General features: G+C 59.3%; 22 protein-coding genes. 12 read left to right on the top strand and 10 right to left on the bottom strand.

Translation table 11 applies throughout. The annotated features are described in order from the left end of the window. The first annotated feature begins 6 nt into the window (after nucleotides 1–6). Nucleotides 7–1,743 (top strand): methyl-accepting chemotaxis protein, encoded by a 1,737-nt coding sequence (locus tag FB593_RS10145; protein WP_112161562.1) that lies wholly within the window; start codon nucleotides 7–9, stop codon nucleotides 1,741–1,743. 70 nt (nucleotides 1,744–1,813) lie between these two features. Here FB593_RS10145 and FB593_RS10140 read toward each other — a convergent pair whose 3' ends face one another. The 8 genes from FB593_RS10140 to FB593_RS10105 form a co-directional block, all read right to left on the bottom strand. Further along, on the bottom strand, nucleotides 1,814–3,133 hold the full coding sequence (locus FB593_RS10140; RefSeq protein ID WP_162632752.1) for an LLM class flavin-dependent oxidoreductase: 1,320 nt from the start codon (nucleotides 3,131–3,133) through the stop codon (nucleotides 1,814–1,816). A gap of 18 nt (nucleotides 3,134–3,151) precedes the next feature. Next, nucleotides 3,152–4,498 carry an MmgE/PrpD family protein gene (locus FB593_RS10135; protein WP_060642296.1) on the bottom strand — a complete coding sequence of 449 codons (1,347 nt, stop codon included), beginning with the start codon at nucleotides 4,496–4,498 and terminating at the stop codon, nucleotides 3,152–3,154. Nucleotides 4,499–4,502: 4 nt separating this feature from the next. Further along, entirely contained in the window at nucleotides 4,503–5,303 is an 801-nt protein-coding gene (locus FB593_RS10130; RefSeq protein WP_013761605.1) for an amino acid ABC transporter ATP-binding protein, read from the bottom strand. Between the two features lie 12 nt (nucleotides 5,304–5,315). Further along, a complete protein-coding gene (locus tag FB593_RS10125) occupies nucleotides 5,316–6,098 on the bottom strand; it encodes an amino acid ABC transporter permease (RefSeq protein ID WP_013761604.1) in 783 nt (260 codons plus the stop codon). Beyond that, a complete protein-coding gene (locus FB593_RS10120; RefSeq protein ID WP_003510965.1) occupies nucleotides 6,095–6,838 on the bottom strand; it encodes an amino acid ABC transporter permease in 744 nt (247 codons plus the stop codon). Before FB593_RS10120 ends, FB593_RS10125 begins: the two co-directional genes overlap by 4 nt. A 203-nt stretch (nucleotides 6,839–7,041) precedes the next feature. Beyond that, nucleotides 7,042–7,881 (bottom strand): transporter substrate-binding domain-containing protein, encoded by an 840-nt coding sequence (locus tag FB593_RS10115; protein ID WP_003510963.1) that lies wholly within the window; start codon nucleotides 7,879–7,881, stop codon nucleotides 7,042–7,044. 267 nt (nucleotides 7,882–8,148) lie between these two features. Further along, nucleotides 8,149–10,437: an NADP-dependent malic enzyme gene (locus tag FB593_RS10110; RefSeq protein WP_003510961.1), complete on the bottom strand. Its 2,289-nt coding sequence runs from the start codon at nucleotides 10,435–10,437 to the stop codon at nucleotides 8,149–8,151. A gap of 160 nt (nucleotides 10,438–10,597) precedes the next feature. Further along, complete coding sequence (locus tag FB593_RS10105) at nucleotides 10,598–11,572, bottom strand: LysR family transcriptional regulator (protein ID WP_162694187.1); 975 nt, start codon at nucleotides 11,570–11,572, stop codon at nucleotides 10,598–10,600. Nucleotides 11,573–11,899: 327 nt separating this feature from the next. On the opposite strand from FB593_RS10105, the gene FB593_RS10100 reads away from it, so the two are divergent. Both FB593_RS10100 and FB593_RS10095 read left to right on the top strand, forming a co-directional pair. Continuing rightward, the gene (locus tag FB593_RS10100) at nucleotides 11,900–14,329 is read left to right on the top strand and encodes a glucose/quinate/shikimate family membrane-bound PQQ-dependent dehydrogenase (RefSeq protein WP_060642293.1); all 2,430 of its coding nucleotides are present in this window, start codon (nucleotides 11,900–11,902) and stop codon (nucleotides 14,327–14,329) included. A 266-nt stretch (nucleotides 14,330–14,595) separates the two neighbouring features. Beyond that, nucleotides 14,596–16,026, top strand: coding sequence for a mannose-1-phosphate guanylyltransferase/mannose-6-phosphate isomerase (locus tag FB593_RS10095; protein WP_112161564.1), 1,431 nt, complete (start codon nucleotides 14,596–14,598; stop codon nucleotides 16,024–16,026). An 86-nt stretch (nucleotides 16,027–16,112) separates the two neighbouring features. On the opposite strand, the gene FB593_RS10090 is transcribed toward FB593_RS10095, so the two are convergent. Further along, nucleotides 16,113–16,811, bottom strand: a complete 699-nt coding sequence (locus tag FB593_RS10090; RefSeq protein WP_321186272.1) for a CPBP family intramembrane glutamic endopeptidase — start codon at nucleotides 16,809–16,811, stop codon at nucleotides 16,113–16,115. A 333-nt stretch (nucleotides 16,812–17,144) separates the two neighbouring features. Between FB593_RS10090 and FB593_RS10085 the strand changes: the two genes are divergently transcribed. The 6 genes from FB593_RS10085 (at nucleotide 17,145) to FB593_RS10060 (ending at nucleotide 23,429) form a co-directional block, all read left to right on the top strand. Further along, nucleotides 17,145–18,377: an ABC transporter substrate-binding protein gene (locus tag FB593_RS10085; RefSeq protein WP_026330684.1), complete on the top strand. Its 1,233-nt coding sequence runs from the start codon at nucleotides 17,145–17,147 to the stop codon at nucleotides 18,375–18,377. A gap of 141 nt (nucleotides 18,378–18,518) precedes the next feature. Then, the gene (locus tag FB593_RS10080; RefSeq protein ID WP_003510951.1) at nucleotides 18,519–19,421 is read left to right on the top strand and encodes a carbohydrate ABC transporter permease; all 903 of its coding nucleotides are present in this window, start codon (nucleotides 18,519–18,521) and stop codon (nucleotides 19,419–19,421) included. Continuing rightward, nucleotides 19,414–20,355 (top strand): carbohydrate ABC transporter permease, encoded by a 942-nt coding sequence (locus FB593_RS10075; protein ID WP_003510950.1) that lies wholly within the window; start codon nucleotides 19,414–19,416, stop codon nucleotides 20,353–20,355. The genes FB593_RS10080 and FB593_RS10075 overlap by 8 nt, the downstream gene beginning before the upstream one ends. A 5-nt stretch (nucleotides 20,356–20,360) precedes the next feature. After that, nucleotides 20,361–21,449, top strand: coding sequence for an ABC transporter ATP-binding protein (locus FB593_RS10070; protein ID WP_112161566.1), 1,089 nt, complete (start codon nucleotides 20,361–20,363; stop codon nucleotides 21,447–21,449). Between the two features lie 60 nt (nucleotides 21,450–21,509). After that, nucleotides 21,510–22,274: a sugar phosphate isomerase/epimerase family protein gene (locus FB593_RS10065; protein WP_065659551.1), complete on the top strand. Its 765-nt coding sequence runs from the start codon at nucleotides 21,510–21,512 to the stop codon at nucleotides 22,272–22,274. Between the two features lie 21 nt (nucleotides 22,275–22,295). Beyond that, complete coding sequence (locus tag FB593_RS10060; protein WP_111800235.1) at nucleotides 22,296–23,429, top strand: Gfo/Idh/MocA family protein; 1,134 nt, start codon at nucleotides 22,296–22,298, stop codon at nucleotides 23,427–23,429. 250 nt (nucleotides 23,430–23,679) lie between these two features. Here the strand turns inward: FB593_RS10060 and FB593_RS27505 are convergent, their stop codons facing one another. Continuing rightward, nucleotides 23,680–23,817: a hypothetical protein gene (locus FB593_RS27505; protein ID WP_174003429.1), complete on the bottom strand. Its 138-nt coding sequence runs from the start codon at nucleotides 23,815–23,817 to the stop codon at nucleotides 23,680–23,682. Between the two features lie 225 nt (nucleotides 23,818–24,042). Between FB593_RS27505 and queC the strand changes: the two genes are divergently transcribed. The 3 genes from queC to queE are packed head-to-tail and all read left to right on the top strand — an operon-like array spanning nucleotide 24,043 to nucleotide 25,861. Then, entirely contained in the window at nucleotides 24,043–24,753 is a 711-nt protein-coding gene (queC, locus tag FB593_RS10055) for a 7-cyano-7-deazaguanine synthase QueC (protein ID WP_003510940.1), read from the top strand. Continuing rightward, nucleotides 24,753–25,109 carry a 6-carboxytetrahydropterin synthase QueD gene (gene queD, locus FB593_RS10050; protein ID WP_003510937.1) on the top strand — a complete coding sequence of 119 codons (357 nt, stop codon included), beginning with the start codon at nucleotides 24,753–24,755 and terminating at the stop codon, nucleotides 25,107–25,109. Before queC ends, queD begins: the two co-directional genes overlap by 1 nt. Next, entirely contained in the window at nucleotides 25,106–25,861 is a 756-nt protein-coding gene (gene queE, locus FB593_RS10045) for a 7-carboxy-7-deazaguanine synthase QueE (protein WP_013761593.1), read from the top strand. The genes queD and queE overlap by 4 nt, the downstream gene beginning before the upstream one ends. The last annotated feature ends 100 nt before the right edge of the window (nucleotides 25,862–25,961 follow it).

The raw sequence follows: 25,961 nt of genomic DNA, 5'->3' as shown, positions 1-25,961 counted from the left end.
AAAGACATGTCTCAATTTTTCAAACTCGGTACGGACGCATCTGCGGTACTTGATGCCCTAAGCCGCTCGCAAGCCATCATTGAGTTCGATCTGACTGGCAAAATTCTGAAAGCGAACGACAATTTCTGCAAGGCGGTCGGCTATCAGCAATCAGAAATCATCGGACGCCCCCATAGCATGTTCCTGTCCCCCGAAGATGCAGCGTCACCCGAATACAAGGCCTTCTGGGCGAAACTCTCACGCGGCGAATACGATCAGGGCCAATATCGGCGGCGGTCGAAAACCGGCGACGACATCTGGATTGAAGCCTCCTACAATCCGGTTTTTCGTTTCGGCAAACCTTACAAGGTGGTCAAGATCGCTTCCGATATCACGGCGACGAAGCGCCGAAGCACCGAGGATAATGGCAAGCTGGCAGCGCTTTCGCGTGCGCAGGCGATGATCGAGTTCACGCCCGAGGGGAAAATTCTCTCCGCGAATGAAAACTTCCTGACAGCACTCGGCTACACGGCGGAAGAGATCATCGGCAACCATCATTCGATGTTTTGTGAGCGTGGCTACGTGCAGTCCGAAGAGTACCGCAATTTCTGGAAGGATCTTAGTAAGGGAGAGTTCTCGACCGGTCAGTTCATGCGGCTCGGCAAGAACGAAAAACGCGTCTTCATCCAGGCGTCCTACAACCCAATCATCGACGAGCGGGGAAAAGTCGTCAAGGTGGTGAAATTCGCCTTCGATGTAACGGACCGCGTCCATGCGGTGGAAGAACTGGGCGCTGCGCTTGAGCGTCTTTCCCAGTGCAACATCCGCGTCACGCTCGACAAGCCTTTCGTGGGTGAGTTCGAGGGGCTGAGACGGGATTTCAACAAGTCCATCGCCGAATTCCAGAAAACCCTGGAAAATGTTCTTGGGCAGACCGACGACCTGACCAGAAGCAGCCAGGAAGTCAGCGAAGCCTCTGTTCATCTCGCCGAGAGGTCGCGTGAGCAGGCCGTGGCGCTGGAGGAAACCTCGGCGGCGCTGGAAGAAATCACTGCGACCGTACGGGCATCGACGGAAAACACCAAGGAAACCCGAAAACTCGTTCAGAGTGCGCGGACGTCAACGGCGGCTTCCACGGAAGTCGTTGGGCGTACCGTCAACGCCATGCAGCGCATCGAGACGGCATCGCGGGAAATCAGCCAGATTATCGGCGTTATCGACGAAATCGCCTTCCAGACCAACCTTCTTGCCCTGAATGCGGGCGTCGAAGCCGCGCGCGCGGGCGATGCCGGCAAGGGTTTTGCGGTCGTGGCACAGGAGGTGCGCGAACTTGCGCAACGCTCCGCCAGTGCCGCCAAGGAAATCAAGGCGCTCATCAACAATTCCGGCACCGAGGTTATGGAAGGCGTGCGGCTTGTTGGCGAGACGGGTGAGGCGCTGAAGCAGATCGATACGCTGGTGAAGCACATTGACGGCAATGTCGATATGATCGCCAAGGCCGCCGATGAACAGGCCTTAGGCATCAGCGAAATCAACCGTGCAGTCAACCAGCTCGACCGGATGACGCAGGAAAACGCGGCGATGAGCGCGCGCACGACCGCCATTAGCGCTACACTTGCCCAGGGTGCGGATGTGCTGGCGCAACTGGTCAGCCTGTTCAAATTGAACCGCCGCGCGACCCAGCGCGACGACGGGGCATCCATTTCATCCAACTCGTCGCGGACGAGCCACAGTGTGAAACTGTCGGGAAGGAAAGCAGCCTGACGGATCGGCGACAGCCTGCTTCCACGTGAGCCTCTTGTCATGCGGATGCCCGTCGCCGGGCATCCGTTTTTTATGCCCGCAGGGCAGGCCTGTTGATGCCGAGATGGTCGCGCAACGTCGAGCCTTCGTATTCCTTGCGGAACAGGCCACGTTCCTGCAAGAGTGGCACGACTTCTCGGTTGAATTCTTCCAACCCACCGGGGAAGAAGGGCGGCATGACGTTGAAGCCGTCGGCCGCGCCGTTCTCGAACCACTCCTGCATGCGATCCGCAACGTCCTTGGCCGTGCCCATGACGATATGGTGGCCACGACCAGCTGCAACGCGCAGCGCCAGTTCCCGGATCGTCAACTTTTCGCGGCGCGCCAGTTCTGTCAAAAGTTCGGCGCGGCTGCGCAACTGGTCGGAAATAGGCAGGTCCGGCAGCGGGCCGTCGAGATCATACTCGGTAAGGCTATGGCCGATGCGTTCCTCAAGCAACGGCATGGCGCTCTTGATTTCGGTCCAGCGGTTCAGCTCCTTCAGCTTTTCGCCGGCCTCTTCGAAGCTCTTGCCGATGATGGGCATGAAACCGGGCATCACGGCAACGCTTGCGGGATCGCGGCCGAATTTCTCCACTCGCGCCTTTAGGCTGGTGTAGAAGCCCTGCGCCTCGGAAATGGCCTGCTGGGCGGTGAAGACGATATCGGCAGTGCGGGCGGCGAGATCCTGCCCCGGGCCGGAGGAGCCGGCCTGAATGAGAACCGGGTGACCCTGCGGCGAACGCGGAATGTTCAGCGGCCCCTTCACCGTGAAATATTTGCCTTCGTGATCGAGAATATGGACCTTCTGCGGATCGACGTAGCGGCCGCCTTCCTTGTCCTTGACGAAGGCGTCGTCGTCCCAGCTGTCCCAAAGGCCACGCACGACGTTCACATATTCTTCCGCAACGGCATAACGCTCGTCATGCTCGGGATGGCTCTTGGAGAAGTTCGCCGCCGTGCGGGCATAGGAGGTGGTAACGATGTTCCACGCCGCACGCCCGTGGCTGAGATGGTCGATGGAGGCGAAGGCGCGTGCGGTGTGGTAGGGCTCACCATAGGTTGTGGAGGCGGTGGCGGCCAGTCCGATCTTGTTTGTCACCATGGCAAGCGCCGCAAGCAGGGTAAGCGGCTCGAAACGGGCGATCATCGAGGGATGGGCGTCGACGCCGCTTGTGAGGCCATCGGCCAGAAAGACCATGTCGAACTTGGCATCTTCGGCCATTTTCGTGACACGGGTCAACAGGTCGAAATTCTCGCTGCCGGCTTCCGCATCCGGGTGACGCCAGCCGGAAACGTGGTGGCCGGCTCCTTGCAGGAACAGGCCAAGATGCATCTGTCTTTTGCGGGTATTCGTGGTCATGGTGATCATGCCTTTATTTCGGTCGTGTTATATTTGCGTTGCCAGAAGCGCTTCTAGCTTCTTGAGGTCGGCTGCGGTTTTCATGGTCCGCACCAGTGCCGGAATTCCGGCGAATTTTTCATTGCCGCCGGTGGCGTCGGCAAATTTTTCCGTGGGGTCATCAATGCCGGGAAGACCGTCAATACGGCGCGACAGTACCGTGCCATCCTTCTTCGTCACGTCGATGACCACGAAACGGGTGGTAGGATCCGGCGAGAGGCGGCGGGCGGTCTCGTCGTGCCGGCGCGAGACTTTTGCGGAAAGTCCAAGCAGGTCGGCGCGTGCAGGGCGTTCGTCGAAATGGCTGATGCCGAGTGCGCCATCCGTCAGTGCGGCGGCGAAGACATATTCGGCGCTGAAACGCGCATCGATGCCCGTGGCGGGTGTGGCCGAACCCACAAGAGCGGCATCGCCTCCCGGGGGAAAGGTGATGACGACAGTTTCGATTTCATCTGGTGCCAGATCATCGGCACTGCGCAGTGCAAGCGCACCAACGGCAACAGGGTGGCTGGCGGTGCAGCAGGGAAATGCCTTGAGCGTCAATCCGGGAGAGACGATCTGCCAAGGTGTACCCCAGCCGGACAGGAGCCGTTTCGGCTGTTCCGCGCCAAAGGCGAAGGCGGAATAAAAGCCGATAGGGTTTTCCAGAAAATCCGGCGCACCCTGAAAACCCGATCTTGTCAGCTGCGCGGCTGTGAGGCCAGCGCGTGTCGCAAGCCCGGCATGCAGGGGCTTCGCATCATAACCAAATTGCAGGCGAAGTCCGGCCGACTGCGTGGCGGCAAGGCCGAGTGCGATAGCGGTCGTCTGCGGGGTAAATTTCAGAAGATGGGCAATGGCCGCCGCTGCACCGATGGGTCCGAGGGTCGCGGTGGCGTGGAAGCCATTTTCGTAATGCTTGGTGCCGAGCGACAGGCCAAGCCTCGCCATGGTTTCCAGCCCGACAATATAGGCGGCGATAAATGCATCCGCCGTAGAGCCTTCCTCGACCGCAACAGCCAATAGAGCGGGAACGATGGCGACGGTGGGGTGGCCGCGCACGCTGCCATGGACGTCGTCATAATCCAGCACGTGCCCCGCATGACCATTGATGAGTGCGGCGGTGAAAGCATCCGTGCGCAGATCATGGCCGACAATGCCCGCCGTGCCGGATGTACCTGACGTAAAGCTGTCGATGAGGATTTTAGTGCTTCGGTCGGAAGCGCCACCCAGCATACAGGCAAAAAAGTCGATCAGCGCCGTGCGGGCGATCGTCACAGCCTCTTCGTCGCGGAGCGGATCAGAGGCGGCGATGGCTTCTGCCAGATGAAGGGTGAGTTTTCCGTCGGCGGTCATGGCGTCAGATCCCTTCGCCGTCGGCGACCCGTGCCACCTGTCCGCCGAGGCCCTTTACAAAGGCGTTGATACGCGGATTGGTCGACTTGTAGAAGATATGCTCCGGCGTGCCCTGATCAACGATCAGGCCGTTTTCCGTGAAGACGATATTGTCGCTGATTTCCTCGGCGAAGCGCATTTCGTGTGTCACGAGAATGCTGGTCATGCCGTCATTGACGAGATCGCGGATGACGGCGAGCACTTCGCCCACGGTTTCCGGATCAAGTGCGGAGGTAACCTCGTCGAACAGCACCAATTCAGGCCGCATGGCAAGCGCGCGGGCAATGGCCACACGCTGCTGCTGGCCGCCGGACAGCTGACCGGGATAGGCATCCACCTTCTGCGACAGGCGGACTTTTTCCAGCAATTCGCGGGCATGACGCTCAGCTTCCGCCTTCGGCGTGCCGAGGATTTTAATCGGCGCGATGGTGATATTTTCCATGACAGTCAGATGCGGGAAGAGGTTGAACTGCTGGAAGACGATGCCGATGCGCTTGCGCAGCGTTATGCGCTCAGCTTCCGTTTTCAGCTGATCGACGCGGGTGCCCCCCACGGTGATCTTGCCAGATTGCGGAATGAGCAGGCCGTTGATGCAGCGCAGGATCGTGGATTTGCCCGAGCCGGAAGGGCCGATGATGGAGACGGCGTCGCCCTTGTTGACGGTGAGATCAATGCCTTTGAGCACTTGATTGTCGCCGAAGGACAGGTGCACGCCTTCCAGTTCAACCAGAGCTTTGGCGGCGGTTTGGGGGGCGGATGCGGACATAGTGTATTCCAATCAGCGGGAAGCGAAGCGCCGTTCAAGGCGCTGCGTGAAACGGGACACGGGATAGCAGAACAGGAAGAACGCCATCAGGACGGTGAGATAGACCACGACGGTGAAATCGTTGCGCTGCACTGCGGTGCTTGCATCGGTTGCGGCGTGGAGAAGCTCATGCACGCCGACCAGCGAGGCAAGCGCCGTGCCCATGGTGATGGAGGCGTAAAGGTTCATCCACGGCGGCAGCGAGCGCTTCACGCATTGCGGCAGGATGATCCAGCGCAGCGTCTGGTTGCGCGAAAACCCGAGGCCCTGCGCCGCTTCCCATTGTGCAGTGGGAATGGACTGGATGGCGCCTCGGGTGATTTCGGCGATGTGGGCGCTGGCCGGAATCGCAAGCCCGACCACGGCCTTGATCCAGTCTGGAAACGGAATGTAGTTGCCGAAGGCGACGATCTCGAAGGGGAAGATGTAGGTCGCGGCGAAAATCAGCACCAGATGCGGGGCGTTGCGGAAGATTTGCACGTAGGTGAGCGCCGGCGCGCGCACGAGGCGATAGGGCGCAAGCTCCATGATGCCAAGCACGACGCCGATGATGGTGCCGATGGCAATCGCCAGGATGCTGATCAGCACATTCATGGCAAAACCCTTGCCGAGATAGGGCAGCCATTCTAGCAGCACCTGTCCGAGCGAGGGATCGAGAACCAGCCACAGCACGACGGCAACCAGCACGCCGCACAGAAGAATGGTGCCGAAAGGCAGCTTCTTCGCCGCCTGTGTTGGAGAGACCACCGCGCTCATTGACCGAACCCCGGAACCGCAAGACGCCGCTCAAGCCACAGGCCCGCCCTTGCGACGATGAAATTGATGACACTGAAAAAGATGAGGATCACCAGCATCAGTTCGACCACATTGTCGCGCTGCGTCCAGATCAGGATCGAGGCATAGGTGATTTCACCGACCGCAATCGCCGAGCCGACGGTGGTGAGCTTCACCAGATTGATGAGATTGTTGATTATGGAAGGAAGTGCCGTGCGGATTGCCAGCGGAAATTCCACGTAACGTAAAATCTCGAAAGAGCTGAAACCGATGGCGCGTGCCGCCTCGATGGTGGTAGCCGGCACCGCCTCGATACCGCCGCGCAAGGCTTCCGCATGGAAGGCGGCAACGTGCAGGCCGGTGATGGCGACGACCCAGAAGAACGGGGTGAGCGGATTGTTCTGCGCGCCGCCGAGCGCGTTTGAAATCAACATGTTGAGCACAAGGAAACCACACATCAGCTGCACCAGCGTCGGCGTGTTGCGGGTCAATTCCACATAGGCGCGCACCGGACCGGCGAGCCAGCCTTTGCCTGACGTGAGCATGGCGGCGAAAATGAAGCCGAAAACGAGGCTGAGCGGCAGGGTGACGGCGACGAGGATGAGCGTCATCTTCATGCCGTCGAGCCAGATCTGAACCTCGTAGCCGCTGTTCAGAAAGTCATAGTTGAGGCCTATATGCGCGGCCAACTCTATGAAACGCGCTGTAAATCCATCCTGCATCGGATATCCATGCTGTTGTCGCGGCTGCCGCCCGGCAGGCGGTGCCAGAATGACCTGTCTTGCTATAAAGCAGAAAAGAACGGCGGGCGAAACCGGCCGTTCTCAGTGGTGAGGGGAAATCTCCGTGACGGCAGATGCCCCTACGACATGCCGGTCCCCCGGACCAGGTCCGGGGTGACGGAGCAAGCGGGATTGCCCAGCCTTTACTGCGCCGCGGAGAGCTTCGTCTTCTGCTCTTCCATGAAGCCGATGCTCGGCAGGCGGTTGGCCTTGGCGAATTCGATCATTTTGCCGGAAGCGTGCAGCTCCTTGACGATCTTGTCGAGCGCAGCCTGCGTGTCGGCCTCGCCCTTGCGCAGCCAGATGACGGAGTCAGAAGGGATAAGGTCGGTGGGGATCAGGATGCCGTAATCCTTCCACTCATCGGCGCGGTCCTGAAGCATCAGGCTCAGCGTGCCGTTGACGTGCACGGAGACATCGCAATTGCCGCCCTTCAGCGCGAGCAGCGATTCCGGCTGGCTCGGCAACGCCTTTACCTGCGCGCCATATTGCTCGATCAGCGGCTGGGTGTAGTTGGAGCCCTGCGACACGCAGGCAATCTTGCCCTTCAGGTCCGGCCAGTCCTTGATGCCCGAGTCCTTTCGGCCGATGGCTGCGCCGCCCTGGCGGTCATAGGGGGTGGGCACGTAATCGAGCGTTTTGGCGCGCTCTTCCGTGTACTGCATGTTGGCGATCAGAATATCAACCTTGCCCTGCTGCAGGAACTGCACGCGGTTGGGCGGGGTCACGGTTTCGGTCACCAGCTCCACACCGAGACCGGCGGCCAGTGCCTTTGCGACGTCGATGTTGAGGCCCTTCTGCTCCTGCGTCTTCGGATCGATGAAGCCGAAAGGCGCGCCGGACAGGATGACGCCGACGGTGAGCTTGCCGCGACCCTTGATACGGTCGAGCGTCGCATCCGCGTGAGCGGCGGTGGCCATCGAAGCGATAACGACGGTTCCGGCGATGAGTTTTGCGGCAAATCTGGAGAAGGAGAGGGCCATGGGTATTTCCTTTTGGTTGTGGGTGGAAACTACATGAGGCGTCCGTCGAGAGCGAGAATTGGCGTTGCGCAAAAAATCGTATAAATAAAATCGTGTTCCAATAAGTTCTCTGGTGAGAAAAAATAACCTAATAATTTGAAATCGTAGAATCTTGTTCTTACGGTGGCGGGGTTCGGCGCTCTGGCATATCCTCGCCACGGGGCGAGGATATGCTGGCTATGCCTGGGCATTTTGAGCGCCCTTCTCCCGAAGAGCGCTCCCACATCGTTACCGACCGGCGTTATAGGCCGCGATCGCCGCCATATTGACGATGTCGCTGTCCTTGGCACCCATCGAGGTGATCTGCACCGATTTGTCGAGGCCGACGAGAAGCGGGCCGATGACGGTCGCGCCGCCCAGTTCCTGTAGCATCTTGGTGGAGATCGAGGCGGAATGGATGGCGGGCATGACCAGCACGTTGGCCGCACCGGAAAGGCGGGCAAAGGGATACTGGCTCTGCATGCGATGATGGTTCAGCGCCACATCGGCCGACATTTCCCCGTCGACCTCGAAATTGACGTTGCGCTTGTCGAGGATTTTCACCGCTTCGCGCACCTTGTCGGAGCGTTCGCCAACCGGCTGGCCGAAGGTGGAATAGGCGAGCATCGCTACACGCGGTTCGTAGCCGAAACGGCGGGCGAGACCGGCTGCTTCTTCGGCGATATCGGCAAGGTCTTCGGCAGACGGCATGTCGTGCACAGCGGTATCTGCCACGAAGACCGTTCGGTTGCGCGACACGACCAGAGAAACGCCGATGACACGGTGGCCGGGTTTGGTGTTGATGCAGCGGCGGATATCCTCGAGCGCCGTGGAATAGTTGCGGGTAACGCCGGTGACCACGGCGTCCGCATCGCCCATCGCCACCATGCAGGCGGCGAAATGGTTACGGTCGTTGTGGATCAGGCGCTGCACGTCGCGCAGCAGGAAGCCGCCGCGCTGCAACCGCGCATAGAGATAATCGACATAGGCATCGACGCGGCTGGAAAGGCGGGCATTGGTGATCTCTATATTGGCGCGGTCGAGATCGATGCCGGCACGCTCCGCATTGGCCTTGATGATGTCGTCACGGCCGAGCAGGATGGCGGTGCCAAGCCCCTGCGCGGTAAACGAGATCGCTGCGCGCATCACCTGTTCTTCTTCCGCTTCGGCGAAAACGACCCGCTTCGGAGAGCGGCGCACACGCTCGTAAAGGCGCTGCGTGGTCGACGCCATGGGGTCGCGGCGGGCGGAAAGCTCGCGGGCATAGGCATCGAGATCGGGCAATTCGCGGCGAGCGACGCCGGTTTCGATGGCGGCCTTGGCCACGGCCACCGGAATGGCCGAGATCAGGCGCGGATCGAAGGGAACGGGAATGATATATTGCGATCCGAAGCGTGGGCGGTTGCCCTGATAGGCGGCGGCCACATCATCCGGCACATCCTCGCGGGCAAGATCGGCCAGCGCCTGTGCAGCGGCAATCTTCATTGCGTCGTTGATCTGGCTTGCACGGACATCGAGCGCGCCGCGGAAGATATAGGGAAAGCCGAGGACGTTGTTGACCTGGTTCGGATAATCCGAACGCCCGGTCGCCATAATGGCATCATCGCGGATGCGGGCGACTTCTTCCGGGGTGATTTCCGGGTCAGGGTTGGCCATTGCGAAAATGATCGGCTTTGGCGCCATTGAGCGGATCATCTCTTCGGTGAAGGCACCCTTCTGCGACAGGCCGAAGACGACATCCGCGCCCTTCATGGCCTCAGTCAGCGTGCGGTTGTCAGTCTTTACCGCATGGGCGGATTTCCACTGGTTCATGCCTTCGGTGCGTCCCTGGTAGATCACGCCCTTGGTGTCGCAAAGCGTGATGTTTTCGGGGTTGAAACCCATGGCCTTGATGAGGTCCATGCAGGCGATGGCAGCAGCACCTGCGCCGTTACAGACGAGCTTCGTCGTCTTGAAGTCTCGGCCTGTCAGTTCGATGGCGTTGATGAGACCGGCGGCGGCGATGATGGCGGTTCCGTGCTGGTCGTCATGGAAAACGGGAATGTCCATCAGCTCGCGCAGGCGGCTTTCGATGATGAAACATTCCGGCGCCTTGATGTCTTCCAGATTGATGCCGCCGAAAGAGGGGCCAAGGTAGCGCACGCAATTGATGAATTCGTCGGCGTCTTCGGTATCGACCTCGAGATCGATGGAATCCACATCCGCAAAGCGCTTGAACAGAACGGACTTGCCTTCCATGACAGGCTTGGAGGCGAGCGCGCCGAGATTGCCGAGACCGAGGATCGCCGTGCCGTTGGAGATCACTGCTACCATGTTGCCGCGTGTCGTATAATCGTAAGCGGTCGCCGGATTTTCGGCGATGGCTTTAACCGGCACGGCCACTCCCGGCGAATAGGCAAGCGACAGATCCCGCTGAGTCGCCATCGGCTTGGTCGGGGTGATTTCCAGTTTCCCCGGTCTGCCTTGCGCGTGGAAATCAAGTGCTTCCTGATCTGTAACCGATGTTCTGGGGCTGGCGGGCTTCGTCGTGTCGGACATGGGCTGAGTGTGCTTTCGTGTCGATAACAGTGCAAAAATATCCGTCGTTGTTATTGTATTTTTCGCGCGCGTGCCAAGCGTTGAATGTTGTTCAGTGCAGCAAATTTAGCCGTGGCGAAATTTGTGGCCGATTCAATCGATTAAGTGCGTATTGTCGGCATTATAGGTGGGACTGGTAGGCCTGCCGTACCATATTCACGAAGGCCTCCACGTGGAGGGCAAGCGGACCGCGTCTGACGACCAGCACGCTATCTGACCAGGCATCGGCGCTTTCGAGCGGCACACCTGTGATGCCCCTTGTGGAGCGCACGGTGGTTTCCGGCAGAATGGAAATTCCCGCGCCAGCTTCCACGAGGGCAAGGATGGTGTTGACGTTGGCGATGCGCATGCCGATTTCCGGCTCACAGCCTGCATCCTCGAAAAGGGAAAGCGCGCTGCTGCTGAGCCCCAGGCCGATCTCGTCCACCGGCAGCAGCAGTTTTTCCTGCACGATATCGCCAACCGAAACTCTGGGGCGGGAGGCGAGCGGATGGCGCTCCGGCAGGGCGACGCACAGTTTGGAGCGGTCGAAGGGCATGGCCCGCAAGCTCTGCGGCAATTGGGGCAGGGGTGCGCGAATGAAAGCGACGTCTGTCTTGCGCGTCGCCACCTGCTCGATCAATTGTTCCATCGTCATGCCGGGCAGGAGTTCAAGCGTCACCTCCCTGTGGTCGTTGCCATAGCGGGTGATCAGCGCCGGCAATTTTCGTTCCGCCATTACGCTGGTGCCGAAGCCGATGCGCAGCGTGCCGAGCTGGCCGCGCCTGATCTGGTGTGCCTTTTCCAGCGCGCCCTTGGTGCGGGCAAGAATTTCCTCCGCATCTAGCAGCATCGACTGCCCAGCCGGCGTAAGTTCCACACCGCGGTTGACACGGAGGAAAAGCTTGAAGCCCAGATTCTCTTCCAGTTGCCGGATACGCTGCGTTACGGCTGGTTGGGCGATGCCCAGCTGCAAAGCGGCCGCGCGGAAATTTTTGGCCCTTGCGGCTTCCACGAAAATGGCGAGCTGGCGAATATCCATCGGCGGAGAGGTCTTTGTGTTGTAGGTGTTGATATGGTATAAGCGTAGCTTATCAAAAATGCCCGTCTTGCGCATTGTCATCTTGTCGCAGGCGACGTTATACCGCACCGAGGTTTCGGTCGCCCAGTGCCCGCATGCGGGCCTCTGCGATACGAACTTGGGAGGATTTGTTCGAGCACATTGTCCGCCGTCCATTGGGGCCGGCGATAAACTGCAGTGAATGGGTCAAAATGACAGTCACCACGGAAGTCTCCCCCACCATTGTTCCCCATTTCGCCTCGTCGCCTTCAGCGCATCTTCGCTCAGCCGTAAGTGCGGCGGACTGTCTGGCCTGGGCCGGGCATTGAAAGATCATCGGGCGTCAGCCTTCGCGGCGGCTCTCCTAACCGGATATTTAATTTCATGAGTAAACCAGCAACCTCAACGTCGCTTGCAGCCAGATTATGGCTCTTCGTGCTCGGCGCTGTCATTGTCGCTGCGGGACTGTTTTTCGCCATTGGCGGCGGGCAGCTCGCAACACTCGGCGGCAGCCTCTATTTCGTCTTGGCGGGTATCGCGCTGATCGTCTCCGGCTTGCTTATTCTCCTGCGCAAGCCTGCCGGCGCGCTCCTGTTCGGGCTTGTCTTCATCGTTAGCGGTGTTTGGGCAGTGTGGGAAGCCGGACTGCACTTCTGGCCGCTCATCTCCCGCCTGCTGGCGTTGGGCGTGGGCGCCACGGTGGTTGCGCTCTCCTATCCGCTACTGCGGCGCGCCGCTGGCAAGACGCCTGCTTACGGCGCGTCCTTTGCCCTTGCTGGCGTTTTGGCCATTGCGTCCGCTGCCGGTTTTGCCGGCATGTTCGTGCCGCATCCGACCGTCGCCTTCAAGGGTGAGGTTGCTGCACTGACGCCGGTAACGCCGGAAAAAGAACAGAAGAACTGGGAACATTACGGCAATACGGCGGGCGGCAGCCGCTTTGTTGCGCTTGACGAAATCAACCGCGATAACGTCAAGAACCTTGAGGTGGCATGGACCTATCGGACCGGCGACATCCCGATCAGCCCCGGCGCTAACGGTGCGGAAGATCAGGAAACGCCGCTTCAGGTCGGCGACACCGTGTTTGTGTGCACACCGCACAACAATGTCATCGCGCTCGACGCCGATACCGGCGCGCAGAAGTGGAAGACCGAAATCAACGCCAAATCCACCGTCTGGATGCGTTGCCGTGGTCTTGCCTATTTCGATGCCAAGGCGCCGCTGAAGCAGCCGACCGCTCCGGGCGCAACGCCTGTCACCCCGGCGATCGTAGCCGACGGCGCGCTTTGCCAGCGCCGCATTCTCATGAACACCATCAACGCGGAACTCATCGCGCTCGACGCCGACACCGGCGCGTTTTGCCCGGATTTCGGCACCAACGGCCGCGTCGATCTGAAGATCGGTCTTGGTGATGCGCCAGACCCGCAATATGTGCTGACATCGGCCCCCACACTGGCCGGCACCACCGTCGTGGTCGGCGGGCGTATCGCTGACAACGTTCAGGTGGATATGCCTGGCGGCGTGATGCGCGGTTTCGACGTGGTGACGGGTGAGCTTCGCTGGGCTTTCGATCCCGGCAACCCTGAAATCACCAAACTGCCGCCCGAGGGCCAGACCTATACCCGTTCGACGCCGAACGTCTGGGCATCCATGTCCTACGATCCGGAGCTGAACACGGTCTTCATGCCGGTGGGCAGCCCCTCGGTCGATCTTTATGGCGCGACGCGCACACCGCTCGATCATAAATACGGCGCTTCCATGCTGGCGCTCGATGCCACGACCGGCCGCGAAAAGTGGGTCTACCAGACGGTTCATAACGACCTATGGGACTTCGACGTGCCGATGCAGCCGAGCTTCGTCGATTTCCCGAAGGCTGACGGAACGACCGTTCCGGCTTTGGTCTTCGGCACCAAGGCCGGTCAGATCTATGTGCTGGACCGTGCGACTGGCCAGCCGCTGACCAAGGTGGAAGACGTTCCGGTCAAGGCCGGCAACATTCCGAACGAGCCATATGCACCAACGCAGCCGCGTTCGGTGGGCATGCCGCAAATCGGCGCGCAGACGCTGACGGAAGCCGATATGTGGGGTGCCACCCCTTTCGATCAGCTTTTGTGCCGTATCGCTTTCAAGGGCATGCGTTATGAAGGCCTCTATACGGCGCCAGGCACGGACCTCTCCCTCGCCTTCCCGGGCTCGCTCGGCGGCATGAACTGGGGCGGCATCTCGACTGACCCGACGACCAACACAATCTTCATCAACGATATGCGCCTCGGCCTGTGGATTGAGATGAAGGAAGCTGCTCCCACCAAGGCAACGGCAAGCGGCGGCGAAAGCGTCAATACCGGCATGGGCGTCGTTCCCATGAAGGGCACGCCCTATGCGGTGAACAAGAACCGTTTCCTGTCTGCTCTCGGCATTCCCTGCCAGGCTCCGCCCTATGGCTCGATGACTGCGATTGATATGAAGACGCAGCAGATCAAGTGGCAGGTTCCTGTCGGCACCGTTGAGGATACCGGTCCGCTTGGCATCAAGATGGGTCTGCCGATCCCGATCGGCATGCCCACGCTCGGCGGAACGCTTGCCACCCAGGGCGGTCTCGTCTTCATCGCCGGCACCCAGGATTATTATCTGCGCGCCTTTGATACGGCGACCGGCAAGGAAGTCTGGAAGGCCCGCCTTCCTGTCGGTAGCCAGGGCGGCCCGATGAGCTACAAGTCTCCGAAGACAGGCAAGCAATATGTCGTCATCTCGGCCGGCGGTGCACGTCAGTCTCCTGACCGTGGCGACTACGTGATCGCTTACGCGCTGCCGAACTGATCCTGACAGGTCATCGCTCTGAAAACGGAAACCCGGGCCATTCGCCCGGGTTTTTCTTTGCGGCCTGTCAAAGCGACTGATCGCCCTTTGCGCGGAACCTCACCCTGTGCGTTGCGTTAGCAAAACGGGTCCGACATTCACCAAGCTTTCACAAGGCGAACTTATGAGCTTGCGCTTATCCGCCCGTGAACCGATGATGGCAGCATTGGTAAATATGTATATTGTCCGGCCCGCCGGAAGTTTTTTAAGTTGGAAAGGTTTTTATTGTGACGGAACAATCTCGAAAGATCACGCCGGTTCTTCTTGCTGGTGGGGCGGGATCACGGCTTTGGCCGGTATCGCGCGATCAGTTGCCCAAGCAGTTCCAGCCGCTGGTAGGCAATCTTTCGACCTATCAGCAGACACTGACGCGCGTGGCCGACAAGGCGCTTTATGCCGAGCCGCTGGTGATCACCAACGAGGATTTCCGCTTCTTCGCCCGCCGTCAGGCTGAGGAGATCGATCTTCCGGCGACGGTGGTTCTCGAACCCGCGCGCCGCGACAGTGCCGCCGCCATGGCCGCTGCCGCCGTGCTGGCCGAGCGCCGGGAGCCGGGATGCCTGGTGCTGGCGCTCGCCGCCGACCATGTGGTGCTGGATGCCGACAAATTTTCAGAGTCCGTGAGGCTTGGCGCCAAGGCCGCCGATCAGGGCAATATCGTCGTTTTCGGTCTGGTGCCAACCGAGCCGCGCACCTCTTACGGCTACATCAAGCCTGGTGAAGCAATTGATGGTGAGGCTGACCTGAGCATCGTCGAGGCATTCGTGGAAAAACCGGATGTGAAGACGGCAATCTCCTATCTGGAGAGGGGTTATCTCTGGAACTCCGGCAACTTCCTGTTTCGTTCCGACGTGATGATTGCCGAACTCAAGGCATTCGCGCCGGAAATTCTTGCGGCAGTAACGCAGTCGGTCGAACAATATGAAAGCGACCTTGGCTTCGTGCGCCTACATCAAGCGAGCTTCGAAGCCTCGCCGAAAAACTCCATCGACTATGCGGTGATCGAGAAGACCAAGCGCATGGCGGTGGTGCACGGCCATTTCCGCTGGTCGGATATCGGCAGCTGGGACGCGATCTGGGAAATCGCCGACAAGCACGGCAACGACAATGCGCTCGAGGGCGACGGCGTCTTCATCGATTCCGAGGGCTGCCTGATCCATTCCACGCAATTGCTGACGACCGTGGTGGGGGCAAAGGATCTGGTGGTGGTGGCTACCAAGGATGCGGTTCTGGTGGTGCCGAAAAACCGGGTTCAGGACGTGAAGGGCCTGGTGGAGACACTGAAGGATGGCGAACACGCGCCGCGGACGCAAGCGCACAGGCGAGTGTATCGTCCATGGGGTTACATCGAACATATGTATGTGGACGAGCGCTACCGCGTGGGCCACATCACGGTTGATCCTGGCCACCGCATCTCGTTCCAGAAACACTATCACCGCTCGGAGCACTGGATCATCGTCAAGGGCACGGCAACCGTAACGATTGGCGACGAAACCCGGCTGCTGACGGAAAACCAGTCCGTCTATATCCCGATTGGTCAACCGCACCGGCTTGCCAATGAGGGGCAGATTCCACTTGAGTTGGTCGAAATCCAGACCGGCGCCTATCTTGGCGAAGACGACGTCATCCGCATCGAGGATGATTATAAGAGGCATTAGGACTGCTGCCCGCACCGAAGCGGCATTTTATCCCGGCCGGCGAGGCCGGGATGATAAATCCCTGACTTATCTGTCGGCTCGACGGATCAGGAGACAGTTGCATTCACGCAGTGGGCGAAAGCGTGGGAAAGCATCGCTGCTTCCAGCCCGCGACGCCAGAACAGCCACCCGAACATCAGTCCGGGGATAAAATTGCCGAGCATGACACTGACAATCAGCAATGGTTGCGGATGAACGGTAATGGCAAACAGAAAGGGCAGGTGGCCCAAGGCAAAAAGGGTCGCTGCGATGACAATCGCAGTCCACAGCATGACCGGCTGGACTTGCCCCTTGCCCACTATTCGCCAGAGCGCCCATGCGAATAATGCCATCAAGCCCCATCGGGTCAGCAGCTCCTCCGTTATGCCGCCATAGAGAAGCCGGGTGACAAGTGGGACTTCAAACGCCGCCATTTTTTCCATGGTTGCCGTATCGGTGAAGGCAGGCAGGATCACAGACGAATAAGCGACCATCAACAGGCCGACGAGAAGACCCGTCAGCAAAGCTGCTGGGGCTTGCCTGCGCAAGACTGGCCCGAACCCGGTTCCTTTCAGCCAGGCATCGATCAGCGGAGTGCCGAGCCCGAGTTTGCCGGCGAGCGCTTGACCCGTCGCCACCGCAGCAATGATCAGGACTGCCGGCTGGACGAGCATCACAACCCCTATCGTGAAGGAAAGATTCTGTCCCGACGCCAGCCGTTCGAACGGTGCGAGCAAAAGCGATAACACGCCCGCCAGACCGATCATCAAAAGAATGTGCCAACGTTTCACGATCGCTCACCTTATGTTTGCCCGTCCATGCGGGCTTGGCACTCTGTGCGCAGGAACCGACGCCAAAGTCGGAAGACTATGAAGATACTACGTTGCCTGCAGATTACCGGTGCGCAGTCTTTGTCGTGTCATTCGGCATCCTTCCAATTTCCCAATCTTCTTTCTCAACAAAATCTAGCCGGTCGGCACGTTTTGTATCGGCTCGAAACAGCGCGGCGAGCTGCGGCGAGATTCATTTTTTAGGCGGTTGCCTAATCAAAAATCTTCGCTTACGTTCCAACTGCAACGTTTCAGTGAGGGAGGAGACTCATGCGAATGCGCTTTATTTCTGCGGCCTTTTTGGCCAGTGTTATGATTCCGGCGGGTGTCGCTGGGGCTACCGATCTTGAAGTTACCCATTGGTGGACATCGGGCGGTGAAGCCGCTGCCGTTGCCGAACTTGCCAAGGCTTTTGATGCCACCGGCAACAAGTGGGTGGACGGCGCTATTGCCGGTTCGGGCGGCACCGCCCGGCCGATCATGATCAGCCGTATCACCGGCGGCGACCCGATGGGTGCCACCCAGTTCAACCATGGCAGACAGGCGGAAGAGCTGGTGCAGGCCGGCCTGATGCGCGACCTGACCGACGTTGCCGAAAAGGGCAAGTGGAAAGACGTCATAAAGCCGGCAAGCCTGCTCGACAGTTGCACCATCGACGGCAAGATCTATTGCGCGCCGGTCAACATCCATTCTTGGCAATGGCTGTGGCTTTCCAACGAAGCGTTCAAGAAAGCGGGCGTCGAAGTTCCCAAGAACTGGACTGAATTTGCTGCCGCAGCACCGGCACTGAAAAAAGCCGGCATCCAGCCGCTCGCGCTCGGCGGTCAGGCATGGCAGGCCAATGGCCTGTTCGACACGTTGACGCTTTCGATCGGCGGCAAGGATCTTTATCAGAAGGTCTATGGCGACAAGGATGCCGAAGCAGCGGCCGGTCCCGACATGGCCAAGATTTTTGCGGCCGCCGTCGAGGCTCGCGACATGGCCAAGGGCACCAATGTTCAAGACTGGAACCAGGCCACCAACATGGTCATAACAGGCAAGGCCGGCGGCCAGATCATGGGTGACTGGGCGCAGGGCGAGTTCCAGCTGGCCAACCAGAAGGCGGGTACGGACTACACTTGCCTGCCGGGTCTCGGCCTTAACGACTATCTCACCACCGGCGGCGACGCCTTTTATTTCCCGCTGCTGAAGGATGAAGCAAAATCCAAGGCGCAGGACGTTCTGGCCGCAACCATCGTCGATCCTAAAACGCAGGTGGCTTTCAACCTTAAGAAAGGCTCGCTGCCGATCCGTGGCGACGTCGACCTCAATGCGGCCAATGACTGCATGAAGAAGGGTCTGGAAATTCTGGCCAAGGGCAATGCGCTGACCAGCACAGACCAGCTGATTTCTGCTGATACGCAGAAGCAGAAAGAAGACCTGATGGCAGAGTTTTTTGCCAGCGCGATGACTGCAGAAGATGCACAGAAGCGCTTCGCCGGCATCATCGGTTCCGCTGACTAACCGCAACCTCTTGTGCGGCGGGTGGCATCCATCCGCCGCAAGCTCCCTGCGGGATGCGTAAACGCGCAAGCCCGGAGGATTGGGGCAAGGTCTTTGAGACCTTGCCTGGCTATCAACGGCAACGTTACAGGAGGGTCATCCATGGCGGGTCTAGCGCGCTCCGGCCGCCCCAACCAGCTTTTCCGCAATCTCAATTCGAAGATTGCTTCCATTCCCATGATATTGACCGCCGTCGTGATTTTTCTCGGCGGAACGGTCTGGACGGTGATTTATTCATTCACCAATTCCAAGCTTCTGCCACGTGCAAGCTTCATCGGTTTCGACCAGTATGAGCGGTTGTGGGCCGCACCGCGCTGGATCATTTCCATCCAGAATCTGGCGATCTACGGCATTCTGTCGTTGATCTTCAGTCTGGTGATCGGCTTCGTGCTGGCGGCGCTGATGGATCAGAAGATCCGTTTCGAGAACACCTTCCGCACCATCTTCCTTTATCCCTTTGCTCTGTCGTTCATCGTAACCGGCCTTGTCTGGCAATGGCTGTTGAACCCGGAATTCGGCATTCAGTCCGTGGTCCGCTCGATGGGGTGGGAAAGCTTCACCTTCGACCCGCTTTATAATTCCGAGATCGTTATCTACGGCATCCTGATCGCGGCGCTCTGGCAGGGCACGGGGCTCGTCATGTGCCTGATGTTGGCCGGTCTTCGCGGCATAGACGAGGATATCTGGAAGGCGACGCGCGTCGACGGCATTCCGATGTGGAAGACCTATATCCTCATCATCATTCCCATGATGCGGCCGGTCTTCATCACCACGCTCGTCATTATCGCGAGCGGCATCGTCAAGGTATACGATCTGGTGGTGGCGCAGACCAGTGGCGGACCGGGCATCGCATCCGAAGTGCCGGCGAAATATGTCTATGACTACATGTTCCAGGCGCAGAACCTGGGGCAGGGCTTTGCCGCCTCCACCATGATGCTTCTGACCGTCGCCATTATAGTCATTCCATGGGCGTACCTCGAATTCGGAGGCAAGAAACGTGGCTAATATCAGCACATTGAACACGGTCGCCGCCGCAACCGATGCGGTTGCCACGGACCTTTCCGGTCCCCGCGGTAAGAAGCCGAAAAAAACGTTTTCCCGCCGCAACATCATTCTCTATGGCACGCTGTTTGTCGCTGCCGCCTATTACCTGCTGCCGCTTTACGTGATGGTCGTCACCTCTCTGAAGGGCATGCCGGAAATACGGCTCGGCAACATTTTCGCGCCACCGGTGGAAATCACCTTCGAACCCTGGGTGAAAGCCTGGGCGAATGCCTGCACCGGGCTGAACTGCGACGGGCTTTCACGCGGCTTCTGGAACTCGGTACGCATCCTCATACCGTCGGTCGTGATCTCGATCATCGTGGCTTCCGTCAGCGGTTACGCCATCGCGAACTGGAAGTTCAAGGGTTCGGAACTGTTCTTCTCGATCCTCATCATCGGCGCCTTCATCCCCTATCAGGTAATGATCTACCCGATCGTCATCGTGCTGCGCGAATTGGGCATTTATGGCACGCTGACCGGCCTCGTGATCGTGCACACGATTTTCGGCATGCCGATCCTGACGCTACTCTTCCGCAACTATTTTGCGTCGCTGCCGGAGGAATTGTTCAAGGCGGCACGTATTGATGGCGCCAATTTCTGGCAGATCTATTTTCGCATCATGCTGCCCATGTCGCTGCCGATCTTCGTCGTGGCGATGATCCTGCAGGTCACCGGCATCTGGAACGACTTCCTGTTCGGTGTCGTGTTCACGCGGCCGGAATATTACCCGATGACGGTGCAGCTCAATAATATCGTCAACTCCGTGCAGGGCGTGAAGGAATACAACGTCAACATGGCTGCAACCCTTCTCACCGGGGCCGTGCCTTTGATCGTTTATTTCGTCTCAGGCAGGCTTTTCGTCCGTGGCATCGCCGCAGGCGCAGTAAAAGGTTGAGTTATATGAACAAAAGCGTTTCCATTCGCGATCTTTCCCTGTCCTTCGGTGCCGTTACCGTCCTGAAAGACCTCAATCTCGATATTTACGACGGCGAGTTCCTCGTGCTGCTCGGCTCTTCCGGCTGCGGCAAGTCGACACTTCTCAATTGCATTGCGGGCCTTCTGGAGCCAACCGACGGGCAAATCTTCATCAAGGACCGCAACGTTACCTGGGAGGAGCCGAAGGATCGTGGCATCGGCATGGTGTTCCAGTCCTATGCGCTCTATCCGCAGATGACGGTGGAGAAGAACCTCTCCTTCGGCCTTCAGGTCGCCAAGGTTCCGAAAGAGGAAATCGACCGGCGCGTCAAAAGGGCGGCGGGCATATTGCAGATCGAACCACTCCTGAAGCGCAAGCCCGCCGAGCTTTCCGGCGGCCAGCGCCAGCGCGTGGCGATCGGCCGGGCGCTGGTGCGCGATGTGGATGTGTTCCTCTTCGATGAACCGCTTTCCAACCTCGATGCCAAGCTGCGCTCGGAACTGCGCGTCGAGATCAAACGGCTGCACCAGGCGCTGAAAAACACCATGATCTACGTGACACACGATCAGATCGAGGCGCTGACACTGGCTGATCGTATCGCCATCATGAAAAGCGGCGTCATCCAGCAGCTTGCCGATCCCGTCACCATCTACAACAAGCCAAGGAACCTCTTCGTCGCGGGCTTCATCGGTTCGCCCTCGATGAATTTCCTGCGTGGCGAATTGATCGAGAAGGACGGCAAGGTGGTCTTCACCACCAACGGCGTCACCTTCTCACTGGATGGTTATCAGCCGGAGGCGCCGCTTGTCGCCGGTCGTGCCGTGGTTCTCGGTGTGCGTCCCGAACATGTGCGCGTCGATGCCGACATCATCAGCGGCGAGGTGCATGAGGCGATCGTTGACATCGAGGAGCCGATGGGCGCCGACAATCTGATCTGGCTCAAACATGCCGGTCATACCCTGTCCGTGCGCGTGGGCGGCCACAGGCGGTTTGCGCCGGGCACCCGGGTTCGCCTCGGCCTAGACCTCACCATGGCCTCCCTGTTCGACGCACAGAGCGAAGAGCGGCTTTAGGAAGGGCCCCGTTTTACCCCCAACACCATCCCAAGCACCCACATCTCTATGGAGGAGATAATGACAGAACTCGGTTTCCAGCTTTACAGCGCCCGCAATTTCCAGCCGTTTTCCAATATTTTGAAGAAGCTTTCGGCGGCTGGTTACAAACAGGTCGAAGGTTACGGCGCTATGTACGCCTCGCTTGATGACGCTGGGTTGAACAGCCTGCGCTCCGAACTCGATGCCAATGGTCTTGCCATGCCGACCGGCCATTTCGGCCTCGACCTTCTCGAGGGTGATCCGAAAAAGGCTCTGAACATCGCCAAGGTTCTGGGCGTGGAAGCGATTTATTGCCCTTACCTGATGCCCGACCAGCGCCCGGCGGACGCGGCTGGTTGGTTCGCCTTCGGCAAGCGCCTGCAGGAAGTGGGTAAACCATTCGTGGATGCCGGGCTGACCTTCGGCTGGCACAACCACGATTTCGAGTTCAAGGTGCTCCCGGATGGCTCCACCCCGCAGGAGCAGATTTTTGCCGGCGGACCGGACCTGAAATGGGAGGCGGATATCGCCTGGATTATCAGAGGCAATGCCGATCCGCTCGCCTGGATCGAAAGCTACGGCAAGCGCATCACCGCCGTGCACGTGAAGGACATCGCACCATCAGGCGAAAATACGGATGAGGACGGCTGGGCGGATGTCGGCCACGGCACGGTGGACTGGAAGGCCCTCGTGGCAGCACTGAGGGCAAAATCCGCCACGAAACATTTCGTGGTCGAACACGACAATCCCAAGGATATCGATCGGCTGATCACTCGCTCCATCGCATCTTTCAAAACCTATTGAGCATCAATCCGGAGTTTCATCATGCAAAGGGAACTGGGCGTCGGCATCATCGGGTGCGGCAACATCTCGTCTGCTTACTTTTCGCTGGCACCGCTCTTCAAGGGCATCAAGGTGCTGGCCTGCGCCGACCTTAACCGCAATGCGGCGGAACTGAGGGCAGAAGAATTTGGCGTCACGGCGCAGTCGATCGAGGAACTCCTCGCCAACAAGGACATCGACGTGGTGGTGAACCTCACTATTCCCGCCGCGCATTTTCTCGTGTCGAAAGCGGCACTCGAGGCGGGTAAACACGTCTATTCGGAAAAGCCGCTGGTGCTTTCGCTGGAGGAAGGCGAGGAGTTGCGGCGCATCGCCCGCGAGAAGAACCTTTCCGTTGGCTGCGCGCCTGATACTTTCCTTGGCGGCGCGCATCAGCTTGCCCGGCAATATATCGACGAGGGCAAGGTCGGGCGCATCACCTCCGGCACCTGCCATGTGATGAGCCCCGGCATGGAGATGTGGCACCCCAATCCGGGCTTCTTCTTCCTGAAGGGGGGCGGGCCGATCCTCGATCTTGGCCCCTATTATGTGGCGAACCTCATCAACCTCATCGGCCCGGTCAAGCGCGTTGGCGCACTGACATCAATGGCCAACCCCACCCGAACGGTGACCAGCCAGCCGCTGAACGGCGAGATCATCCCGGTAGAAACGCCAACCAACATCCATGCGCTTCTGGAATTCGTGAACGGAGCAACGATCACACTTTCGGCCAGCTGGGATGTGTGGTCGCATCGCCACGCCAATATGGAACTTTACGGTACGGAAGGATCGATATACGTGCCGGACCCCAACTTCTTCGGCGGTGTGGTGGAGGCGAGCGGACGCGACAAAAATATCCAGCCGCTGGAAGACTGGGCGCATCCCTTCGGCATTGCCAACCAGGAAAGCCCGAATGGCCCGCGCGCCAATTATCGCACGGCAGGCCTGGCCGATATGGCGATTGCTATCCTTGAAGGCCGCGATGCCCGCTGCTCGCTGGATCGCTCCCTGCACGGTATCGACGTGATGACCTCCATCCTCAAATCCGGGGAAGAAGGCCGCTTCATCGAGATGACCACAACCTGCACGCAGCCGGCAGCACTCGGCATCGAGGAGGCGCAGGCGCTGCTGCGCTAAGCCCGGTTTATCGAAAAAAAGAGCCCGGCGCACTGCCGTTTTGCCGGGCTCCTTCCGCTCCGCCGCATCATGGGCGAGCTTCGTGTCTCAAAAGCCGATGAAAAAACCAAGCCAGCGTGCGACGGTCGTGACCATCCAGATCAGGAAGACGAACGGGGCGATCCCTATCGTGGCGACGAGCGTCGCGGAGGCTATGAAAAGTAAGACTGCAAGATTGCGCCTGAGCCCTGGGCGTCTGTTGCCGAGTGCCTTATCCATGACGCACGGTGGCCATCAGCCCACGAACGGTAAGGGTGACATAAAGCGTGCCTGCCAACGCCATCAAAATGCCGGAGCCGATGGAGCTGAGATCGCTTAGCGAAAAGAGGAACATAGAACCGGCCGCCATCGGCAACATCCTTCAAGAACTGCAACGTTCAGTCCGTTCTAGATCAAGCCGGTTTCCCGCTTATGTCGCGATTGTTTCGTCTTGTTGCTGCGGCGGGGCAATTTCGTGGATTGCGCGGAATTTCCGCTATTTCCGCAAAGCCCTTCACAATCGCTTCGCTTTGGTTTAAAGCCGCCCCCGTAATCCGGTCGCAGCCCACCCGGTCAAAACAAGGGATCCCAACGTATGAAAACCATCGTCATCTGCTCCGGCGGATTGGACTCCGTTTCGCTTGCGCACAAAATCGCGGCGGAACATGAACTTCTCGCTCTTGTCTCCTTCGATTACGGTCAGCGCCACAAGAAGGAGCTGGATTTCGCAGCCGACTGCGCAAAACGTCTCGGCGTGCCGCATCATCTCATCGACATCACAACCATCGGCGCGCACCTCACCGGTTCCGCGCTGACGGACGATATCGACGTGCCGGACGGACATTATGCGGAAGAGACCATGCGCTCCACGGTGGTACCGAACCGCAACGCCATCATGCTGACCATCGCCTTCGGCCTTGCCGCCGCCCAGCAGGCTGATGCGGTGGCGATCGCCGTGCATGGCGGCGACCATTTCATCTATCCCGATTGCCGGCCGGGCTTCATCGACAGCTTTAATGCCATGCAGGCGCATGCGCTGGAAGGCTACGCAGACGTCACCTTGTTTGCGCCCTATGTCACCGTCTCCAAAGCGGCGATTGTGACTGACGCGGTGAAATACGGCACCCCATTTGGCGAAACCTGGTCGTGTTACAAGGGCGGCTCTCGCCATTGTGGCCGTTGCGGCACCTGCGTGGAGCGGCGCGAGGCCTTCCATCTGGCAGGTGTTACCGATCCGACGGACTATGAGGACCCGGATTTCTGGGTGGCGGCCACCCATGCCTATGCGGCACAGGAGGTGCGTTGATGTTTCGCATCACCAAGGAGTTCCATTTCTCCGCCTCTCACCAGCTGAAAAGCCTGCCCGCCGACCATCAGTGCGCCCGCCTGCACGGGCATAATTACATCGTTGAGGTCGAACTATCAGGCGAAGAGCTGAACGAGCACGGTTTCGTGCGTGATTACCACGAACTCGCGCCGCTGAAGCGCTACATCGACGATCATTTCGATCATCGCCACCTGAACGACGTTCTCGGCCATGACCGGGTCACCGCGGAATGTCTGGCGAAGCACTTTTACGATTGGTGCAAGACGAGCCTGCCGGAAACCAGCGCCGTGCGAGTGAGCGAAACCGCCAAGACCTGGGCGGAATACCGGCCATGACGGCGGCTGCACAGAAAGTTGCAGCGAAGGAAACAGCGATCCGCATCAGCGAAATCTTCGGCCCGACCATTCAGGGCGAGGGTTTGCTGATTGGTCTGCCTACCGTTTTCGTTCGCACTGGCGGCTGCGATTACCGCTGCTCCTGGTGCGATACGCTGCATGCCGTCGACAGCGAGTATCGCGACACATGGAAACCGATGTCCGTCGAGGCGATCTGGCAGGAGGTGCGACGGCTTTCCGGCGGTGTGCCGCTGACGGTGTCGCTTTCGGGCGGCAATCCCGCCATCCAGCCCCTTGGGCAACTAATCGCGAAGGGGCAGGGCGAGGGCTATAGGTTCGCGCTGGAAACGCAGGGCAGCATCGCAAAAGACTGGTTTGGCGATCTCGATCATCTGGTGCTAAGCCCGAAGCCACCATCGAGCGGCATGGAAACCGACTGGCAGGCCTTTGAAGACTGTCTTGCCGCCGCCGGCGATGGACCGCAGGTGGCGCTGAAGATCGTGGTGTTTGACGATGCGGACTATGCTTATGCCAAGGCTGCATCGGCCCGTTTCCCGCATTTGCCGATTTACCTCCAGCCCGGCAACCACACCCCGCCGCCGCCTGATGACGACAACGCGCGTGTGGATATCGATGGGATCATGGATCGCATGTTGTGGCTGGTGGACAAGGTCAGCGAAGACCGTTGGTTTTCCGCCCGGGTGCTGCCGCAGCTGCATGTGCTCTTGTGGGGGAATAGGCGAGGCGTTTGAGGTAGTACCTCCGTCATGCAGCGCTAGATTCGGGGTGACGGGAGATAATAGTACACGCTGCAGTATTGGAAGCGGCGGCTTACGCCGCCGCGCCCTTGCA

It is taken from the genome of Rhizobium sp. SJZ105, assembly GCF_007828365.1.
In the GTDB taxonomy this organism is placed as follows: domain Bacteria; phylum Pseudomonadota; class Alphaproteobacteria; order Rhizobiales; family Rhizobiaceae; genus Agrobacterium; species Agrobacterium tumefaciens.
Note: the sequence above shows the minus strand (reverse complement) of the source record. Positions and strands in the feature narration are given on the sequence as shown.

Bases quoted from the DNA above. Each gene is read 5' to 3' on its own strand.
- queD (WP_003510937.1), top strand. From the start codon at position 24,753: ATGTTTCGCATCACCAAGGAGTTCCATTTCTCCGCCTCTCACCAGCTG.
- FB593_RS10145 (WP_112161562.1), top strand. From the start codon at position 7: ATGTCTCAATTTTTCAAACTCGGTACGGACGCATCTGCGGTACTTGAT.
- FB593_RS10070 (WP_112161566.1), top strand. From the start codon at position 20,361: ATGAACAAAAGCGTTTCCATTCGCGATCTTTCCCTGTCCTTCGGTGCC.
- FB593_RS10080 (WP_003510951.1), top strand. From the start codon at position 18,519: ATGGCGGGTCTAGCGCGCTCCGGCCGCCCCAACCAGCTTTTCCGCAAT.
- FB593_RS10140 (WP_162632752.1), bottom strand. From the start codon at position 3,133: ATGATCACCATGACCACGAATACCCGCAAAAGACAGATGCATCTTGGC.
- FB593_RS10130 (WP_013761605.1), bottom strand. From the start codon at position 5,303: ATGTCCGCATCCGCCCCCCAAACCGCCGCCAAAGCTCTGGTTGAACTG.
- FB593_RS10065 (WP_065659551.1), top strand. From the start codon at position 21,510: ATGACAGAACTCGGTTTCCAGCTTTACAGCGCCCGCAATTTCCAGCCG.
- FB593_RS10060 (WP_111800235.1), top strand. From the start codon at position 22,296: ATGCAAAGGGAACTGGGCGTCGGCATCATCGGGTGCGGCAACATCTCG.
- queC (WP_003510940.1), top strand. From the start codon at position 24,043: ATGAAAACCATCGTCATCTGCTCCGGCGGATTGGACTCCGTTTCGCTT.
- FB593_RS10105 (WP_162694187.1), bottom strand. From the start codon at position 11,572: ATGCGCAAGACGGGCATTTTTGATAAGCTACGCTTATACCATATCAAC.
- FB593_RS10125 (WP_013761604.1), bottom strand. From the start codon at position 6,098: ATGAGCGCGGTGGTCTCTCCAACACAGGCGGCGAAGAAGCTGCCTTTC.
- FB593_RS10120 (WP_003510965.1), bottom strand. From the start codon at position 6,838: ATGCAGGATGGATTTACAGCGCGTTTCATAGAGTTGGCCGCGCATATA.
- queE (WP_013761593.1), top strand. From the start codon at position 25,106: ATGACGGCGGCTGCACAGAAAGTTGCAGCGAAGGAAACAGCGATCCGC.
- FB593_RS10085 (WP_026330684.1), top strand. From the start codon at position 17,145: ATGCGAATGCGCTTTATTTCTGCGGCCTTTTTGGCCAGTGTTATGATT.
- FB593_RS10135 (WP_060642296.1), bottom strand. From the start codon at position 4,498: ATGACCGCCGACGGAAAACTCACCCTTCATCTGGCAGAAGCCATCGCC.
- FB593_RS10090 (WP_321186272.1), bottom strand. From the start codon at position 16,811: ATGATCGGTCTGGCGGGCGTGTTATCGCTTTTGCTCGCACCGTTCGAA.
- FB593_RS10110 (WP_003510961.1), bottom strand. From the start codon at position 10,437: ATGTCCGACACGACGAAGCCCGCCAGCCCCAGAACATCGGTTACAGAT.
- FB593_RS10115 (WP_003510963.1), bottom strand. From the start codon at position 7,881: ATGGCCCTCTCCTTCTCCAGATTTGCCGCAAAACTCATCGCCGGAACC.
- FB593_RS10100 (WP_060642293.1), top strand. From the start codon at position 11,900: ATGAGTAAACCAGCAACCTCAACGTCGCTTGCAGCCAGATTATGGCTC.
- FB593_RS27505 (WP_174003429.1), bottom strand. From the start codon at position 23,817: ATGGCGGCCGGTTCTATGTTCCTCTTTTCGCTAAGCGATCTCAGCTCC.